The sequence below is a fragment of the Streptomyces sp. CB02058 genome, from assembly GCF_001905505.1.
Taxonomy (GTDB): domain Bacteria; phylum Actinomycetota; class Actinomycetes; order Streptomycetales; family Streptomycetaceae; genus Streptomyces.
The window spans coordinates 857,377-873,483 of the sequence record NZ_LIPG01000003.1 but is presented as its reverse complement, the minus strand read 5'-3'; the positions used below and the strand labels follow the sequence as shown (position 1 = coordinate 873,483).

The 16,107-nt window shown below is 72.6% G+C and carries 15 protein-coding genes; 5 read left to right on the top strand and 10 right to left on the bottom strand.

Annotated elements, in window-relative coordinates:
* Window positions 1–91: 91 nt before the first annotated feature.
* Entirely contained in the window at window positions 92–784 is a 693-nt protein-coding gene (locus AMK10_RS17445; RefSeq protein WP_073748706.1) for a response regulator, read from the bottom strand.
* Window positions 781–1,917: a sensor histidine kinase gene (locus tag AMK10_RS17440; RefSeq protein ID WP_073749323.1), complete on the bottom strand. Its 1,137-nt coding sequence runs from the start codon at window positions 1,915–1,917 to the stop codon at window positions 781–783. The genes AMK10_RS17445 and AMK10_RS17440 overlap by 4 nt, the downstream gene beginning before the upstream one ends.
* Window positions 1,918–2,085: 168 nt before the next feature.
* On the opposite strand from AMK10_RS17440, the gene AMK10_RS17435 reads away from it, so the two are divergent.
* Window positions 2,086–3,066: a carboxymuconolactone decarboxylase family protein gene (locus AMK10_RS17435; RefSeq protein WP_073748705.1), complete on the top strand. Its 981-nt coding sequence runs from the start codon at window positions 2,086–2,088 to the stop codon at window positions 3,064–3,066.
* Complete coding sequence (locus AMK10_RS17430; protein ID WP_073748704.1) at window positions 3,063–3,872, top strand: class I SAM-dependent methyltransferase; 810 nt, start codon at window positions 3,063–3,065, stop codon at window positions 3,870–3,872. Before AMK10_RS17435 ends, AMK10_RS17430 begins: the two co-directional genes overlap by 4 nt.
* On the opposite strand, the gene AMK10_RS17425 is transcribed toward AMK10_RS17430, so the two are convergent.
* Both AMK10_RS17425 and AMK10_RS17420 read right to left on the bottom strand, forming a co-directional pair.
* Window positions 3,850–5,337 carry an amidase gene (locus AMK10_RS17425; protein ID WP_073748703.1) on the bottom strand — a complete coding sequence of 496 codons (1,488 nt, stop codon included), beginning with the start codon at window positions 5,335–5,337 and terminating at the stop codon, window positions 3,850–3,852. The two genes, AMK10_RS17430 and AMK10_RS17425, sit on opposite strands and share 23 nt — an antisense overlap.
* A 178-nt stretch (window positions 5,338–5,515) precedes the next feature.
* The gene (locus AMK10_RS17420) at window positions 5,516–5,872 is read right to left on the bottom strand and encodes a hypothetical protein (protein WP_073748702.1); all 357 of its coding nucleotides are present in this window, start codon (window positions 5,870–5,872) and stop codon (window positions 5,516–5,518) included.
* A gap of 201 nt (window positions 5,873–6,073) precedes the next feature.
* Here AMK10_RS17420 and AMK10_RS17415 point away from each other — a divergent pair, with 201 nt between their 5' ends.
* A complete protein-coding gene (locus AMK10_RS17415; RefSeq protein WP_073748701.1) occupies window positions 6,074–6,835 on the top strand; it encodes a hypothetical protein in 762 nt (253 codons plus the stop codon).
* Here AMK10_RS17415 and AMK10_RS17410 read toward each other — a convergent pair.
* The 5 genes from AMK10_RS17410 to AMK10_RS17390 all read right to left on the bottom strand — a co-directional run bounded on the left by AMK10_RS17410 (window position 6,798) and on the right by AMK10_RS17390 (window position 13,019).
* Window positions 6,798–8,351: an NCS1 family nucleobase:cation symporter-1 gene (locus AMK10_RS17410; protein ID WP_073748700.1), complete on the bottom strand. Its 1,554-nt coding sequence runs from the start codon at window positions 8,349–8,351 to the stop codon at window positions 6,798–6,800. The two genes, AMK10_RS17415 and AMK10_RS17410, sit on opposite strands and share 38 nt — an antisense overlap.
* 84 nt (window positions 8,352–8,435) lie before the next feature.
* Window positions 8,436–9,437 carry a TIGR03842 family LLM class F420-dependent oxidoreductase gene (locus AMK10_RS17405; protein WP_073748699.1) on the bottom strand — a complete coding sequence of 334 codons (1,002 nt, stop codon included), beginning with the start codon at window positions 9,435–9,437 and terminating at the stop codon, window positions 8,436–8,438.
* Window positions 9,438–9,725: 288 nt separating this feature from the next.
* Window positions 9,726–11,114 (bottom strand): dihydropyrimidinase, encoded by a 1,389-nt coding sequence (gene hydA / locus AMK10_RS17400; RefSeq protein ID WP_073748698.1) that lies wholly within the window; start codon window positions 11,112–11,114, stop codon window positions 9,726–9,728.
* A 358-nt stretch (window positions 11,115–11,472) separates the two neighbouring features.
* Window positions 11,473–12,015 carry a flavin reductase family protein gene (locus AMK10_RS17395; RefSeq protein ID WP_073748697.1) on the bottom strand — a complete coding sequence of 181 codons (543 nt, stop codon included), beginning with the start codon at window positions 12,013–12,015 and terminating at the stop codon, window positions 11,473–11,475.
* Window positions 12,012–13,019: a beta-ketoacyl-ACP synthase 3 gene (locus tag AMK10_RS17390; RefSeq protein ID WP_073748696.1), complete on the bottom strand. Its 1,008-nt coding sequence runs from the start codon at window positions 13,017–13,019 to the stop codon at window positions 12,012–12,014. Before AMK10_RS17390 ends, AMK10_RS17395 begins: the two co-directional genes overlap by 4 nt.
* A gap of 235 nt (window positions 13,020–13,254) precedes the next feature.
* On the opposite strand from AMK10_RS17390, the gene AMK10_RS17385 reads away from it, so the two are divergent.
* Complete coding sequence (locus tag AMK10_RS17385; protein WP_073748695.1) at window positions 13,255–13,860, top strand: response regulator; 606 nt, start codon at window positions 13,255–13,257, stop codon at window positions 13,858–13,860.
* Window positions 13,861–13,867: 7 nt separating this feature from the next.
* Here the strand turns inward: AMK10_RS17385 and AMK10_RS17380 are convergent, their stop codons facing one another.
* The gene (locus tag AMK10_RS17380; protein ID WP_073748694.1) at window positions 13,868–14,371 is read right to left on the bottom strand and encodes a MarR family winged helix-turn-helix transcriptional regulator; all 504 of its coding nucleotides are present in this window, start codon (window positions 14,369–14,371) and stop codon (window positions 13,868–13,870) included.
* 88 nt (window positions 14,372–14,459) lie between these two features.
* Here AMK10_RS17380 and AMK10_RS17375 point away from each other — a divergent pair, with 88 nt between their 5' ends.
* On the top strand, window positions 14,460–15,995 hold the full coding sequence (locus tag AMK10_RS17375; protein WP_073748693.1) for an MFS transporter: 1,536 nt from the start codon (window positions 14,460–14,462) through the stop codon (window positions 15,993–15,995).
* Window positions 15,996–16,107: the final 112 nt, after the last annotated feature.

Here is a 16,107-nt window from a genome sequence, read left to right as displayed (position 1 = left end):
CCGCTCCACGTCTGCAACATTGCTTGACATCAAGATATCTCGTGACCGGCCCCCTCTCCACAGTGGCCCGCGCCCATTCCGGCGGAACCGGTCACTCCTGTCCGGCGGGGCGGTGGGTGCCGGGCCGTCTGCGCGCCTCGACCAGCCCGGACTCGTACGCGAACACCACCAGCTGGGCCCGGTCGCGCGCGCCGAGCTTGGTCATGGCGCGGCTGATGTGGGTCTTGGCGGTGAAGGGGCTGACCACCATGTGGACGGCGATCTCCTCGTTGGTCAGTCCCCTGGCGGCCAGCGCGGTCACCTCCCGCTCACGCCGGGTGAGCGTCTCCAGCCCCGGAGCGGTGGCACGGTCGGGGGGCCTGGAGACGAACTCGCCGATCAGCCGGCGGGTGATCCCGGGCGAGAGCAGGGCGTCGCCGCGCGCGGCGACCTCGATGGCGCGCAGCAGCTCGGCCGGTTCGGTGTCCTTGAGCAGGAATCCGGCGGCCCCGGCCCGCAGGGCGTCGAAGACGTACTCGTCGAGCCCGTAGTTGGTGAGGATGACGACGTGGACGCCGGCGAGTGCCGGGTCGGCGGCGATCTCGCGGGTGGCCTCGATGCCGGTCATGACGGGCATCTGTACGTCGATGAGCGCCACGTCCGGGCGGTGCCGGCGGACCAGCTCCAGGCCCGCCCTCCCGTCGGCGGCCTCCCCGGTCACCTCGATGCCCTCCTCGGCGTCCAGCAGCGCGCGGAATCCGGCGCGCATGAGGGCCTGGTCGTCGACGATCACGACACGGATCATCCGGCGGCCCCCCGGGGCGGGAGGGGCAGCTCCGCGCGGACGGAGAAACCGCCCCGGGCGCGGGGCACGGTTTCGAGGGTGCCGCCCAGGGCGGTGACGCGCTCGCGCATGCCGGTCAGCCCGGTGCCTGGGACGATCCGGTCCCCGGGGAGGCAGGGGCCCTCGTCCTCCACGGCGACCGTGAGCGCGGTGTCCGTGTAGGTGAGCCGTACCGCCGTCCCGGCCCGGTCGGCGTGCCGGGCCACATTGGTGAGTGCCTCCTGCACGATGCGGTAGGCCGCCCCGCCGACCGAGGCGGGCAGAGGCCGCTGGTCCCCCACGACGGCGACCGCGAGCGCGATGCCCGCGGCCCGCGCCCGATCGGCGAGCTCGTCGATGCGGTCGAGGCCGGTGCAGGGGTCCATCACATCGGTGCGGAGCACCTCCAGCGTCGAGCGCAGCTCCCGCATCGCCTCGCCGCTCGCCTCCTGGATGGCCAGGAGCGCCGGCTCCACCTCTGTGCCGCGCTTGCGGGCGAGATGGACGGCGACGCCGGCCTGGAGCTTCACGATCGAGATGGAGTGGGTGAGCGAGTCGTGCAGTTCGCGGGCGATGCGCAGCCGCTCCTCGCCCGCCCGGCGCAGGGCGGTCTCCTCGCGGGTTCGTTCGGCGTCCAGGGCGCGCTGCTCGGTCTGGCGCAGATAGGCCTGCCAGTTCTTGTCGATGAGGCCCGTGACCCCCGCGCACAGGAACCAGCCGAGCAGGAGCAGCACGCGCTCCGCGGTCTCCCGTACGTCCGGTCCGGCGAGCAGCAGCACCACGGTGTATCCGGCGAGGAACAGCGCCCCGACTGCGGCGCCCTGCGCCCGGTACCCGCCCCGCGCGGCGGCGTGGACGGCGACCACCACGGGCAGCGTCACCCAGCTCCCCGGGTGGGAGTGGACGGCGTACGCGAACATGCAGAGCGTCGTCACGGCGAGCACCGTGCGCGGCGCCCGGCGGTGGGCGGCGAGCGCGAGGGAGCCCGCGGCGGCGAGCAGCAGGTCGAGCGCGCCGGGCGAGGACGCCAGGCAGGCGGCGGTGACCACGGCCGCGCCGATGGCCGCCGCGCCCGCCGTGTCCAGCAGTGTCCGCCGGCCGATGTCCCCCCGCATGAGCGGCACACTAACTCCCTTGCGGCAAAGGCCGCGTCGTCCCGGAGGACGGGGTGTCCGCTACTCCCGGGGAAGTAGTGCTCCCGGTCTCCCGTCGCGGCGGCGCAGCCCCGACTGCCTTCCGCCGTACGACGACCCGGCACGGTCGGGCGGGCGAGCATCGTCGTCATGACAGGACCCTTCCGGTACACCTCGCCCGCACCGCCCAAGTCCGCCACCGGAGCGGTGGCCGACGTATACGCCCAGCTGGTCACCGACTTCGGCATCAAGGACGCCTCCACCTTCGTCGTCCTCTCCGCCTCCCCTTCCCTGCTGACGGCCACCTGGGCCCTGATGCGGGAGTCCCTGCTCGCCGGACGTGCCTCGCGCACCGGGAAGGAGGTGGTCGCGGCGGGGGTCTCCCTGGCCAACCGGTGTCCGTTCTGTGTGACCGCTCACAGCGTGCTGCTGCACGCCACCGGCGACCACCGGCTCGCCGAGACGCTCCTGCGGGGAGAGGAGCCGGAGGACCCGAGTGAGCGGCAACTGCTCGCCTGGGGCAAGGACATGACCGGGGCGAGGCCGTTCCCGGCGCACGAGACGGCCGAGTACGTGGGCACGGCGCTCGCCTTCCACTTCATCAACCGTGTCGTCTCCTCCCTGCTGTCCGAGGTGATGCTCCCCGGCGGTGTCGAGCGATACCGGCTGGTGCGGAGCACCGCGGGTCGTTCCCTGGCCCGTACGGTGCGCCGCGAGCTCGAACCGGGCGCCTCGCTCCCGCTGCTGGGCACCGAGGGTGAGGCACCGCCCTGGGCGGCGGAGAGCCCCGTGGGCACGGCCTACGGGGCGCTGCGCACCGCGGCCCGCACGGGCGCGGGGCTGCTGAGCGAGGAGGACGCCGCGTCCGTACGGGACTCGGTGGCGGCCTGGGACGGTGTCACGCCCCTGCCCCTGACCGCCGAACTGCCCTCGCGTGCGGAGCGGCCGGGTGCCAGGCTGGCCCTGCTCGCGGCGCGTGCTCCCTACCGGATCACCGACGAGGACGTGGCCGCGTGGCATGTGCCGCCCCGTACGGACCACCGCCTGGTCCACCTCGTCGCCTTCGGCGCGATCTGTGCCGTCGAGCGCGTCGAGGCGCTCGTGCACACGGCAGCCGGGGAGCACGCGTGAACGCGGCGGAGGCGTGGAACGGTCCCCTCGGCCGGCACTGGGCCGCGCACGCCGAGCGGTACGACGCGATGCTGGCCCCCTTCGACGCGGCGCTCTTCGAAGCGGCGGCCCTCGGAGCGGCCGACCGGGTCCTGGACATCGGGTGCGGCACCGGTGGAACCAGCCGGGCCGCCGCGCGGCTCGCGCCGCGCGGCCGGGTGACCGGGGTCGACATCTCGGAGCCCCTGGTCGAGCGGGCCAGGGCCCTGACCGATCGCGCGCGGGACGGAGACGTGACCTTCGAACTGGGGGACGCGCAGGTCCATCCGTTCGAACCGGGCGGCTTCGACCTGGCGATCAGCCGGGGCGGGGTGATGTTCTTCGCCGACCATGTGACCGCCTTCCGGAACATCCGCCGGGCTCTGCGCCCCGCGGGCCGGCTGGTGTTCGTCTGCCCGCGGCCCGCCCCGCCGGACGGTGGGGAACGCGAGGCGCTGGCCCGTCTCGCGTCCCTGACGGGCGGCGACCACGCGGTGAACACCCCGGTGGCCGAGGCCATGGCGTCCCTGTCCGATCCGGACCGGACCGGTGCGGTGCTGGACTCGGCGGGCTTCGAGGACATCTCCTCGAAGCCGGTGGCCGCCGCGACCCGCTGGGGTGCCGACGCCGAGGACGCGGCGGACTTCTTCGTGTCGCGCTCGCAGGGGCCACCGGTCCCGGACGCCACCCGCGCCGCGATCGCGGACGTCTTCCGGCCCTACGAGACACCCGGGGGCGTCCTGCTGGGGGCCGGGATCTGGGTGGTCAGCGCCCGCCGGCCGCGCTGAGCGCCGGCGGCCGGTGCTCGAACCAGCGGCGGTCCGACTCCAGTTGGGCGGCGAGCGAGATGAGCCGCGCCTCGCTGCGGGAGGGGCCTAGTAGCTGGGCGCCGACGGGCAGGCCCTCGCGTGTGAAGCCCGCCGGGACGTTGACGCCCGGCCAGCCGAGGACGTTCCAGGGCCAGGCGTAGGGGCAGGCCGCGGTCATGGAGAGGTCGGTGCGCCAGGCGCTGAGGTGGTCGAACTCCCCGACGCGCGGCGGCGGGGCGGCCGTGGTCGGGGTGAGCAGCACGTCGTATCCGCGCCCGTCCCCGTCGCGCGAGGTGTCGAAGAACGCGCCGATCCTGGCGTGCTGGCGCACCTCCCGGGCGCGGGCGGCCCGCACGATCCGGCCGCCGAGCCGGGTCCCGGTGCGCAGGGCGCTGCGGGTGCGCGGGTCCAGGAGCCCGGGTTCCGGGTGCAGTGCGGCGAGTTCGGCGATGCCCGCGGTGGCGCGGGGCACGAAGGAGAGGCCGATGAGCCCGTAGCGGGGGTGTGCCTCCTCGACGTGGTGGCCGAGCCGGGCGAGTGTCTCGGCGAGCGCGGTGACGGCGCGCAGGACCTCCGGGTGGGGCGCGTTGCGGGTGAGGGTGGGCGGAGGCCGCAGGGCTAGGCCGATGCGCAGCCTGCCCGGGTCGCGGCGGGCCGCGGCGGACGCGTCGACGGCGGGCGGGCGGTGCGGGTCTCGGGGGTGCGGTCCGGCCGCCGCGTCCAGGAGGAGCGCGGCGTCGGCGACGGTGCGGGCGAGGGGGCCGTTGACAGTGAGGCCCTGGAAGGCGTCGCTGTGGGGGTGTACGGAGATCCGGCCGCGCTGCGGTTTGATTCCGACGAGGTGCGTCCAGGCGGCGGGGATGCGGATGGAGCCCGCACCGTCCGAGCCCAGCGCGGCGGGGACGAGTCCGGCGGCCACGGCAGCCGCCGAGCCGCCCGACGAACCACCGGGCGTGTGCGCGGTGTTCCAGGGGTTGCGGGTGGTGCCGAACGCGGGCCCCTCGGTGAAGGCCCACTGGCCGAACTCGCAGGAGTTGGTCTTGCCGACGACGACGGCCCCGGCCGCCCGGAGCCTGCGCACCGCCTCGCTGTCGGCGGCGGCGGGCGGCAGCGTTCCGTCGCAGCCGAAGTAGGTGGGCATGCCCTCGACGTCGGTGTCGTCCTTGACGGCGACCGGCACCCCGAGGAGCGGCAGCCTCTCCCCCGCCGCGAGCCGCCGGTCGGCGTCGGCGGCCTCGGCGAGCGCGGCCTCGGTGCGCAGCTGGCGGAAGGCGTTGAGGGTGCGGCGGCTCGCCTCGATGCGTGCGAACGCGGCGGCGACCTGCGCGGCGGACGTGGTCCGGCCCTCGGCCAGCTCCCGGGCACAGTCGGCGAGGCCGGGCGGCGGGGGCGGCTCGGCCGGCCTGATCGGTCCGGTCCGCTCCATGGGGTCTGCCGAAGACATCGCCACCGCCTCCTCGCGTCCGCCGGAGCACCGGCCCGGGGTCCGCCCCGGGCCGCCCGAGCGGGTCTACTGGAGAGTAACGAGGCGTGCGGGCCCACTCAAGCACGCCGCACGCGGAGCGGTGCCCGTCTCCTGGCGCGCGAACGCCGGGGAGACGGGTGCCGTGGACCGGGAGGGACTACGGGTGTACGTGGATCTCCCCGATGCCCGAGCCGAGTCCGGCGCAGTGGGCGGTCGACTGCCCGGACTCGCCCGGCCTGAGCGTGACGTGGTCGCCGTCCACGTCGGGTGACCAGCCGCAGACCAGATGCACCCAGAAGGTCTGTGTGGCCGAGCCGTCGTTCCGGCACAGCGCGTAGCCGGTGTAGTCGTCGATGGCGTGCTTGCCGGTGTGGCAGGACAGCCCCGGCGGGATGGCGGTGGGTGCGAAGGCCACCGCGGCGGTGGCCGGCACCGCGAGTGCGACGGTCAGACCCGTGACGGCCGCACCTCGCACGAGCGCGCGGACGGTCTTCCCCCTGAGCAGCTTCTTCATGGTCTCCCCTTCGATTCCGGTCGAGTTCCGGTGATCTTCACGGCAGCCATCCCCCACGTTCCGTAGCCAAAAACAGCGCCGAACCTCACCCTCCGTACACTCGGTCCGCCGCGCAGGCAACCGCGCGCGGGCGTACGCTCGCCAATAGAGGTGAACCCTGCCTGTGAAGGCCCTGACCAGGGACGTTTCCGAGGAGGCGCCGTGACGAAACAGCGCACAGCCGCTCGCGCCGCCGCCTGCGCTACGGTCGTCGTCATCGCCGTCGCCGGGGGCACGGCGGCCCACGCGGACGACGACATCGAGTCGCTCCCCGCCGAGCAGATCGCCGACCGCTCACGCGACGCGCTGCTCGACGTACGGTCCGTGCATCTGCGCGCGCAGGGCGACCTGGGGAAGGACCGGACCCCGATGACGGTCGATCTCACCCTGGACCGGGACGGCAACTGCGCGGGAGACGTGGACCTCGGCACCGACCAGGGCTCCGTCGAGATCATCAAACGGGGCGACTCGGTCTGGCTGAAACCGGACGCGGACTTCTGGAAGAACCAGGTACCGATCGGCGGCTCGGCCTTCAACGCGGTACTGGCCGGGCGGTTCATGAAGGGCGACGCCTCGGACTCCCGGCTGAGTCCCGTCGTGGAGGCGTGCGATCTGGACACCTTCCGAGAGCTGGTCTCCGACAACTCCGGCACGGCCACCGGGACGTTCACCAAGGGGAAGGTGACGACGGTCGACGGCGTACGCACGATCCCGGTCACGCGGACCGTGCACGATCAGAGACTGACGGCGTACGTGGACACGGAGGGCGAGCACCTGCCGGTCCGGATCACCGTGGCGGGCGACGGGGCGGACGCGGCCGTGGACTTCTCCGGCTTCGACAAGCCGGTGCCCACGGCCACTCCGCCCGCCGACGACACGGTGGACGTCAGCGCCGTGCTCGGCCGGGCTCCGTCCCAGTCCTGACGCCGGAGCTCAGCAGGGCGTACAGCACCAGCGACGAGGCCAGCCCGACCGCCCAGCCGTAGTCCGCCAGTGGCCTGAGGAAAGGAATCAGCCCGTCCGCCGGGAACGGCCCCTTGCCCGGGGCGGAGTGGGAACCGCCCACCGCGAGGACGCCGCCGACCACGAAGGCGGCCACGGCACGCCAGTTCCACCCGTTCGTGTACCAGTAGCGGCCGCCCGGCAGATAGAGGTCCGGGAGGTGGAGGACGGTGCGGCGGATGATCCAGTAGTCGGCGATCAGGATGCCGGCCACCGTACCGAGCAGACCGCCGACGAGGCCCAGCCAGGTGAAGATGTACAGCTCGGGCGTCTCGGTGAGCTTCCACGGCATGATCAGGACACCGACGACACCGGTGATCAGCGCGCCCGTACGGAAGTTGATGAGCTTCGGCGCCAGATTGGCCAGGTCGTACGCCGGTGAGACGACGTTCGCCGCGATGTTCACGGAGATGGTCGCGACCAGCACGGTGATCAGCCCGAAGAGCAGCCCGAAGACGTTGTCGGTCCTCGCGACGAGCTGGACCGGGTCCCAGATGGCCTCCCCGTACACGGCCTGCGAGCCGGAGGTGACGAAGACGGAGAGCAGCGCGAAGAACGTCATCGTGGTCGGCAGCCCCAGCGACTGGCCCCGGATCTGGGCGCGTTGGCCGGCGCCGAAGCGGGTGAAGTCGGGGATGTTCAGGGAGAGCGTGGACCAGAAGGCGATCATGCCCATGAGCGAGGGGAAGAAGACCGGCCAGAAGTCCGAGCCCCAGCCGAGGGCCGACGGCTGGTCCAGGAGCGGGCCGAATCCGCCGGCCTTCGACGCCATCCAGACCAGCAGGACGACCGCGCCGACGAGGACGAAGGGCGCCGCCCAGTTCTCGAAGCGGCGCAGCGTGTCCATGCCCCGGTGGATGATGGCGAGTTCCAGCGCCCAGAAGAGCACGAAGCAGAGCCAGAGCGTCCAGGGCTGCCCGCCGATCTCACCGGCCTGCGCCCAGCCGCCGAAGATCTTGCCCAGCAGCGTGAAGATGCCGACGCCGCCGATCCACGTCTGGATGCCGAACCACGCGCAGGCGACCGCCGCCCTGATCAGCGCCGGCAGGTTGGCGCCGCGCAGCCCGAAGGAGGCACGGGCCAGGACGGGGAACGGGATGCCGTACTTGGGACCCGCGTGCCCGGTCAGCAGCATCGGGACCAGCACGATCAGGTTGGCCAGCGCGATCGTGAGGACGGCCTGCTTCCAGTCCATGCCGAGCGCGACGAGCCCGGAGGCGAGCAGCCAGGAGGGGATGTTGTGGGCCATCCCGATCCACAGGGCCGCGAAGCTGTACGTCGTCCAGGTGCGCCGCTCCAGCGGGACCGGCAGCAGGTCGTCGTTGACGAAGCGGGAGTCGTCGGGAACGGACCCGGGGGTGAGCTCGATCCGGCCCGAGGGGTCGGGTATCGGCTCCCCCGGGGTGGACGGTGGGACGGGAGGGACGGTAGCGGTCATCCTGGCTTGACCCTTCGCTCGGGAGATGTGCCGTGCGGGGCGTGGGCGTGTGGGGCCCGGACCACCTGCCGGTTGCGGGAGGGGTCAGGCGGAGAGCGCGGGGATGACCGTCGAGCCGTAGGCGTCGATCGTCGCCTCCCGCGCGTCGTGCATGTTGTAGACGGCGAACTGGTCGACGCCCAGGTCCCGCAGGACCTGGAGCTTCTCGACATGGGCCTCGGCGGGTCCCAGCAGGCAGAACCGGTCGACGATCTCGTCGGGGACGAAGGCCGTGTCCGGGTTCCCGGCGCGGCCGTGATGGCTGTAGTCGTATCCGGAACGCCCCGCGATGTACTCCGTCAGGGCCTCGGGCACCAGGCCGGAGTGCTCCCCGTACCGCGAGACGAGGTCCGCGACGTGGTTGCCGACCATGCCGCCGAACCAGCGGCACTGCTCGCGGGCGTGGTCCAGGTCCTCACTCACGTAGGCGGGGGCGGCGACGCAGATGGTGACGGAGTCCGGGTCGCGCCCGGCCTCGGCGGCGGCGTCGCGTACCGCCTTGACCATCCACTCGGTGAGGTAGGGGTCGGCCAGCTGGAGGATGAAGCCGTCGGCCTTCTGCCCGGCCAGTGCGAGGGCCTTGGGACCGTACGCCGCCATCCAGACGGGCAGGCTGCCGTTCTTGACCCAGGGGATCTGGACCGGCTGGCCGTCGACGGTGGCCTCGCGTCCCTCGGCGAGATCGCGGATCACGTCGATGGCCTCGCCCAGCCTGGCCAGAGTGTTGGGCTTGCGCCCGGCCACCCGCATCGCGGAGTCCCCGCGCCCGATGCCGCAGACGGTGCGGTTGCCGTACATCTCGTTGAGGGTGGCGAAGGTGGAGGCGGTGACCTCCCAGGTGCGGGTGCCCGGGTTGGTCACCATCGGCCCGACGGTCATCCGCTCGGTGTGCTCCAGGATCCGGCTGTAGATGACGAAGGGCTCCTGCCACAGCACGGCCGAGTCGAAGGTCCAGCCGTAGCGGAAGCCGTTGCGCTCCGCCCGGCGCATGAGTCCCACGACGGCGGAGGCGGGCGGGTCGGTCTGGAGGACGAGTCCGAAATCCATGACAGATGCTCCTGTTCGAAGTACTGACACATGGCGCGCGGGTGCCGATGCCGTGACCGGAGCAGCGTCGATCCGCCCGCCCGCGTACGCCGGACAACCGGCGCACCCGGGCGGGGGGACAATCCTGGACCGCTTCCCGGCCTTTGGGAAGGGGGAGTCTACGCGCGAAGCATTCGAGTCCGGGGGAACATCGGGCAAGGACCTTCCGAGTCGCCTGATGGACCGTCAAAACCGCCCGGGGGGGCGCGGCGTGGACTCACATGCGGCCCGGGGAGGAACTTGTGGACGTCACAGGTACTGGCTGAGACCCCGCGGCAGATACGTCCCGTGGCCCGCGTGCCCGACGTACGCACGGTCCTTGATGACCGGGACCCCGCGTGACAGCACCGTCTCCACCCGTCCCGTCACCTTCTTGCCCTCGTACGCGGAGTAGTCGACGTTCATGTGGTGCGTCTCGGCGGAGATCGTCTGCTCCGCGCCCGGGTCGTAGACCACGATGTCGGCGTCGGCTCCGGGGGCGATGGTGCCCTTCTTCGGGTAGAGCCCGAACATCCTGGCCGGGGAGGCGCAGGCGATCTCGATCCAGCGCCGGCGGGAGATGTGGCCGTCCACGACGGCCTGGTGGAGGAGGTCCAGCCTGTTCTCCACGCCCGGCATGCCGTTGGGGATCTTCGAGAAGTCGCCCCGGCCGAGCTCCTTCTGGCCGGAGAAGCAGAACGGGCAGTGGTCGGTGGAGACGACCTGGAGCTCGTTGTTGCGCAGCCCGCGCCAGAGCGCCTCCTGGTGCTCCCGGGGGCGCAGCGGGGTCGAGCAGACGTACTTCGCGCCTTCGAAGTCCGGCTCGGCGAGGTTGTCCGTGGAGAGGAAGAGGTACTGCGGACAGGTCTCGCCGAACACCGGGAGTCCCTTGTGGCGGGCGCTCGCGATCTCGGCGACGGCCTCGTCCGCGGAGACGTGCACGACGTACAGCGGCGCCCCCGCGACCCGGGCGAGCTGGACGGCGCGGTGCGTGGCCTCGGCCTCCAGGGCCACCTTGCGCACGTCGCCGTGGTAGCGCGGGTCGGTGCGGCCCTCGGCGAGTGCCTGCTCGACCAGGACGTCGATGGCGATGCCGTTCTCGGCGTGCATCATGATCAGGCCGCCGTTGCCCGAGGCCCGCTGCATGGCGCGGAGGATCTGGCCGTCGTCGCTGTAGAACACGCCCGGGTAGGCCATGAAGAGCTTGAACGAGGTGATGCCCTCGGCGACCAGACGGTCCATCTCCTTGAGCGAGGACTCGTTCACGTCGGAGAGGATCATGTGGAAGCCGTAGTCGATGGCGCAGTTGCCGTCGGCCTTGGCGTGCCAGGCGTCGAGTCCTTCGCGCGGCGAGCGGCCCATGCTCTGGATGGCGAAGTCCACGATGGTCGTGGTACCGCCCCATGCCGCGGCCCGGGTCCCAGTCTCGAAGGTGTCGGCGGCGTAGGTCCCGCCGAACGGCATCTCCATGTGGGTGTGGGCGTCGACGCCGCCGGGGATCACGTACTTGCCCGTCGCGTCGATGACCGTGTCGGCGGTCCACCCGTGGCTCCCCGGTGTGGCGAGGGCGACGACGCGTCCGCCGTCGACGAGCACATCCACATGGAGTTCGTCGGATGCTGTGATGACCAGGCCGCCGGTGATCAGAGTGCGTGTCACAACTCGTCTCCATTCGCGTCGGTACGCAGACCGCCCGGACCGACCGGCCCGGCCGGTCTCCTCGGCGCACCGGGAGTCCGTCCAGGGACCGGGCGGGCTGCCGTTCGGGCCGCCCCCGGGGTGCGCCGGCACGCCCGGGCGGGCGGTGCGGGCGCCGCCCCGAGTGGCGCGCTCCGGCAGATCCTTCCACACGAAGCCACGCCGGTCCGTGTCCCACGACGCCGTGCGCCGACATCGCGGAGGGGTCAATCCTGGACCGCTTCCCGCTCCTTGGGAAGGGGGCGCCGCCGAGGTGTCCCGGGGACCGGGCCCCCGCGCGAACACGGGGCGCACTCCGGCGCGGGCGCCGGGCGCGCGGTCAGGCGCCGGGCAGTCCGGGGTGGGCGGGCCGACGCAGCTGCCGGAAGCCCCGGTCGTAGTAGACGAGGGGGTCGCCCCGGCCGGGCAGGACGTGCCCGACGGCGCCGACCAGGATGATGTGGTCCCCGGCCGGGTGACGGGCGTGCACCGCGCAGTCCAGCACCGCGAGCGCGCCCGCGACCGCCGGGAACAGCCGCGGGGTGGGAGCGGTGTCCTCGCTGCGGAACTTGTCGCCGCCGGAGCGGGCGAACCGGGTGGCCAGCGCGCTCTGGTCCTCGCGCAGGAGACTGACGGCGAAGCCCTGGCACTCGCTGAACACCTGGTACGAACTCGACGTCCTGGCCAGGCAGACGAGCACCAGCGGCGGGTCCATGGAGACGGAGCAGAACGAGGTGGCGGTGAACCCGCGCGGGGCCCCTTCGGCGTCCCATGTGGTGACGACGACGACCCCGCCCGCGAGCCGGGCCATGGCGGCGCGGAAGTCCTCGCCGGTCGGCGGGGACTCCGGCGCGGCGGTACTCCCCCGGTCGGTGCGGTTCACGGCAGGACCACCACCTGCGCGGCGTAGTTGAGTCCCGCCCCGAAGCCCACGAGGAGGGCGGTGTCCCCCGAGGAGACCTGCTGGGAGGCGAGCATCGACTCCAGGGCGAGCGGCACTGAGGCCGCGGAGGTGTTCCCCGAGCGCGTCACATCGCGTGCCACCGCGGTTCTGCCGGTCAGGCCCAGCCGCTCGGACATGAGGTCGATCATCCGGAGGTTCGCCTGGTGCGGCACGAAGGCGTCGAGCTCGCCCGGTGCCGTGCCGGCCTCCTCCAGCGCCCGCGCCGCGGCCGGGGCGACCTCGTCCATGGCCCACCGGAAGACACGACGGCCGTCCATCCGCATCCAGGGCCGCTCCCCCGGGCCCGCGGAGGTGGTGCCGGGGCCTGCCCAGGGAGCGGTCATCCGCAGGGCGTCGCCGTGAGCGCCGTCCGCCCTCCGTACGACGGGGCCGATGCCCGGCGTGGCGGAGTCGCCGACCACGGCCGCGCCCGCACCGTCCGCGAAGAGGAAGGAGATGGTGCGGTCGGTGGGTTCCACGATGTCCGTCATGCGTTCGGCCCCGACGACCAGGACGCGGTGCGCGCTGCCCGCCCTGACCGCGTCGGACGCCAGCGCGAGCGCGTGGCAGAAGCCGGCGCAGGCGCCGGAGAGGTCGAGGGCCGCTGCCGCCCGTGCGCCCAGCTCGTGGGCCACTCGCACGGCGAGCGGCGGGGTCTGCACGAGGTTGGACATGCTCGCCACCAGGACGAGGTCGACATCGGCGGGCAAAGTACCCGCCTGGGCCAGGGCCTTCTCGGCCGCCGCCGCCGCCATCACCGGAAGGCTCTCGTCGGGGGCGGCGAAGCGCCGCTCGACGATGCCGCTGCGGGTCTCGATCCACTCCTCGCTGGAGTCGATGAGCCGGCAGATCTCCGCGTTGCCGACCACCCGGCGCGGCCGGTATCCGCCGATCCCGAGCAGCGCGCTGTGGCGCGTCCCGGCCGTGCTGATGGTCCATGGCATAGCCGTCTTCCTCCCTCTCGGCTCCGGCGCCGCGGTCCGGACGCCCTGCCGGGCCCAGCGTCGGGGCGGGCGGTGGAGAAGCCCTCGAACCCCGCTCAGGGCTCGTGGGAGGCCATGGACGCGGTGCGCCGGGGCCGTCGGACCGGTACGGTCCGACGACACCCCGCCCAGCAGGAACAACCCTGTGTAGCAAGGCCGTTCGACGTACACTGACCTTCATCCGGGGGGAGCCACTGTGATACGGCTGATCATCGCTGAGCACGTACCCATGCTGCGCGGGGCCCTGGTGGCCCTGTTGCAGATGGAGCAGGACTTCCACGTCGTGGCGGAGGCCGGCCGCGCGGAGGACATCCTCCTCACCGTGCTGGAGTTCCGCCCCGACGTCGCGGTGATCGACATCGACCTTCCCGGCACCGACGGGCTGGAGGCGGTGGCGAAGATCCGCTCGTGCCTGCCCTCCTGCCGGCTCCTGATCATCACGGGGCACCCCGCCACGGCGACTCTGCTGCGGGCGCTCGGGGTCGAGGTCGACGGCTATCTGCTCAAGGACGCGCTGCCGAGCGATCTGGCCCGCGCGATCCGCAAGGTGGTGGCCGGACAGCGGGTCATAGACCCGCAGCTCACCCTCTCGTCCTGGGACAGACCGTTACCCAGGCTGACTCCCCGCGAGGCGACGATCCTGCGCCTCACCGCCGGCGGCGAGGACGTGCAGAACATCGCCCAGGAGCTGCATCTGAGCACCGGAACGGTCCGCAACCACCTCACGGCGATCGGCCGCAAGCTCGGCGCGCGCAACCGGGTGGACGCGGTGCGCATCGCACAGGAGAACCGCCTCATCTGACCCCGGGTCAGCCGGCGTCGGCCGGGCCCTCCCGCTCGTCCGTGAGCGCGCGCTCGTACACCCGGAGGGTGTCGATGAACGTCCTGCGCTCGGCGGGACTCAGCGGTTCGAGGGCGGTCCGCCAGGCCCGCACGCCGTTCCCCAGCCAGCCGCGCACCGCCTCCACGTACTCCTCGGAGATGCCGACGATCCTGCGGCGCCGGTCGGCGGGGTCGCTGTCGCGGTCGACCACGCCGTAACCGTTCAGCTCGCCCACGAGCAGGCTGACGGTGGCCGGCGCGACCTCCAGGCGGGTCGCGAGCTCGCTGACGGCGAGGGGTCCGTCGAAGTACAGATAGGCCAGCAGCGACAGGTGGCGCGGCGCGAGGTTGTACTTCTCCAGCTGCGGCGGCACCGGTGTGCGCTTGGTACGGGCGACGACGCGCGGCATCAGCAGCAGCAGCGTGCGGACCCCGTCGTCGACTCCGAGGTCGTGCGAGGGGTCGGCTCCGGTCCGGTCGGCGCTTGACATGACACACCCCCCGGAATAGCTTTGTTTTGAAAGCAAAGCTATTCGCTCCACTCTCCCCTACAGCTCGAGCCTACCGGAGGGCCGACCCATGACGGTGGAACATCTGGCCGTATCACCACCGCCGCCGCAGTACAGCCCGAAGCGGTGGGCCACGCTGGCCGTGACCCTGTTCGCCGTCTTCATGGACATGGTGGACAACACCGTCCTCAACGTCGCGCTGCCCGCCGTGCAGCGCGACCTGGACGCCTCGTCCTCGCAGCTGGAATGGTCCGTGGCCGGATACACGCTGGCCTTCGCGGCCGCGATGATCACCGGCGCCCGGCTCGGCGACCAGCTGGGCCGTCGCCGCATCTATCTGATCGGCCTCGGCGCCTTCGTCGCCACCTCGGCGCTTGCGGGCGCCGCCGTCAACGCGGAGATGCTCATCATCGCCCGTGTCCTCCAGGGCGTCGCGGCGGCCCTGATGGTCCCCCAGGTCCTGGCGATGCTCCAGGTCGACTTCCCCAAGTCCGAGCGGCCCAAGGCGATGTCGCTTTACGGGATGTCGCTCGCCGTCGGAGGCATCGGCGGCCCGCTGCTCGGCGGCATCCTGCTCCAGGCCGACCTGTTCGACCTGGGCTGGCGGCCGGTGTTCTACATCAACGTGCCGGTCGGCCTGATCGCGCTCGCCGCTGCCGCCTACCTCACCCGGGAGTCGCGCGCCGACACCCGGGAGTCCTTCGACATCCGCGGCACCCTGCTCGCGACCGCGGGACTGGTCAGCCTGCTCTATCCGCTCGTCCAGGGACGGGAACTGGGCTGGCCGTGGTGGACCTTCGCCCTGATGGTCGCCTGCCCGGTCCTGCTGTGGCTCTTCGCCGTCTACGAGCGCCGGGTCGCCGCCCGGGGCGAGTCCCCGATCATCGACCCGGACCTGCTGCGCCACCGCAGCTCGGTGGGCGGACTGCTGGTCGCCGTGCTGTTCTTCTGCGGCATGGCCTACCAGGTGGTGCTGACGGTCCACCTCCAGACGGCCGAGGGCTACTCACCGCTGCGTACGGCGGTGGCGCTGGCCACCTTCACCGTGGGCGTGGGCATCGGATCGGCCGTCGCCCCCCAGCTGATGCCCCTCGGCCGCAAGGTCGTGCTCCTGGGCTGCGCGGTCATCGCCGTGGGCATGGGCGTCGTGACCTGGACCGTCGACCACTGGTCCGGCTCGCTGGAGTGGTGGCACCTGGTCCCCGGCATGGTGATCTCCGGCGTCGGCCTCGCCATGGTGGCCGGGACCCTGCTGACCATCGTGCTGGCGAAGATGCCCAAGTCGTCCTCGGGAGCCGCCTCCTCGCTGGTCAACACGGCCATCCAGGTCGGCGCGGCGACCGGCGTCGCGATCGTGGGCACCGTCTACTTCACCCTGCTGGAGGACCACCACTCCCCCGTCGACTCGGCGGTGACCGGGCTGCTGACGGTCGTCGGCCTCTATGTGCTCGCCGGGCTGCTCGCCTTCGTCCTGCCTCCGGGCCGGGTCGACATGAGCGAGCTCGAATCCGACGAGGACGACGAGGACGGGGACGCCGGGGACGGGGACGCCGGCGACCGGCCCGGAGCGGCCGTGCCGACCGGTGTCGCCCCGCCGGGAGCCTGACCCCGGACCTGTTTCCCGGCCGGCAGCAATCTCTGCCACCGGTGCCCCGCCGCGAGCGCTCGCGGCGGGGCACCGGGCTGTCCGCGCTCCCTCGACCACCTCTCGAGCACGC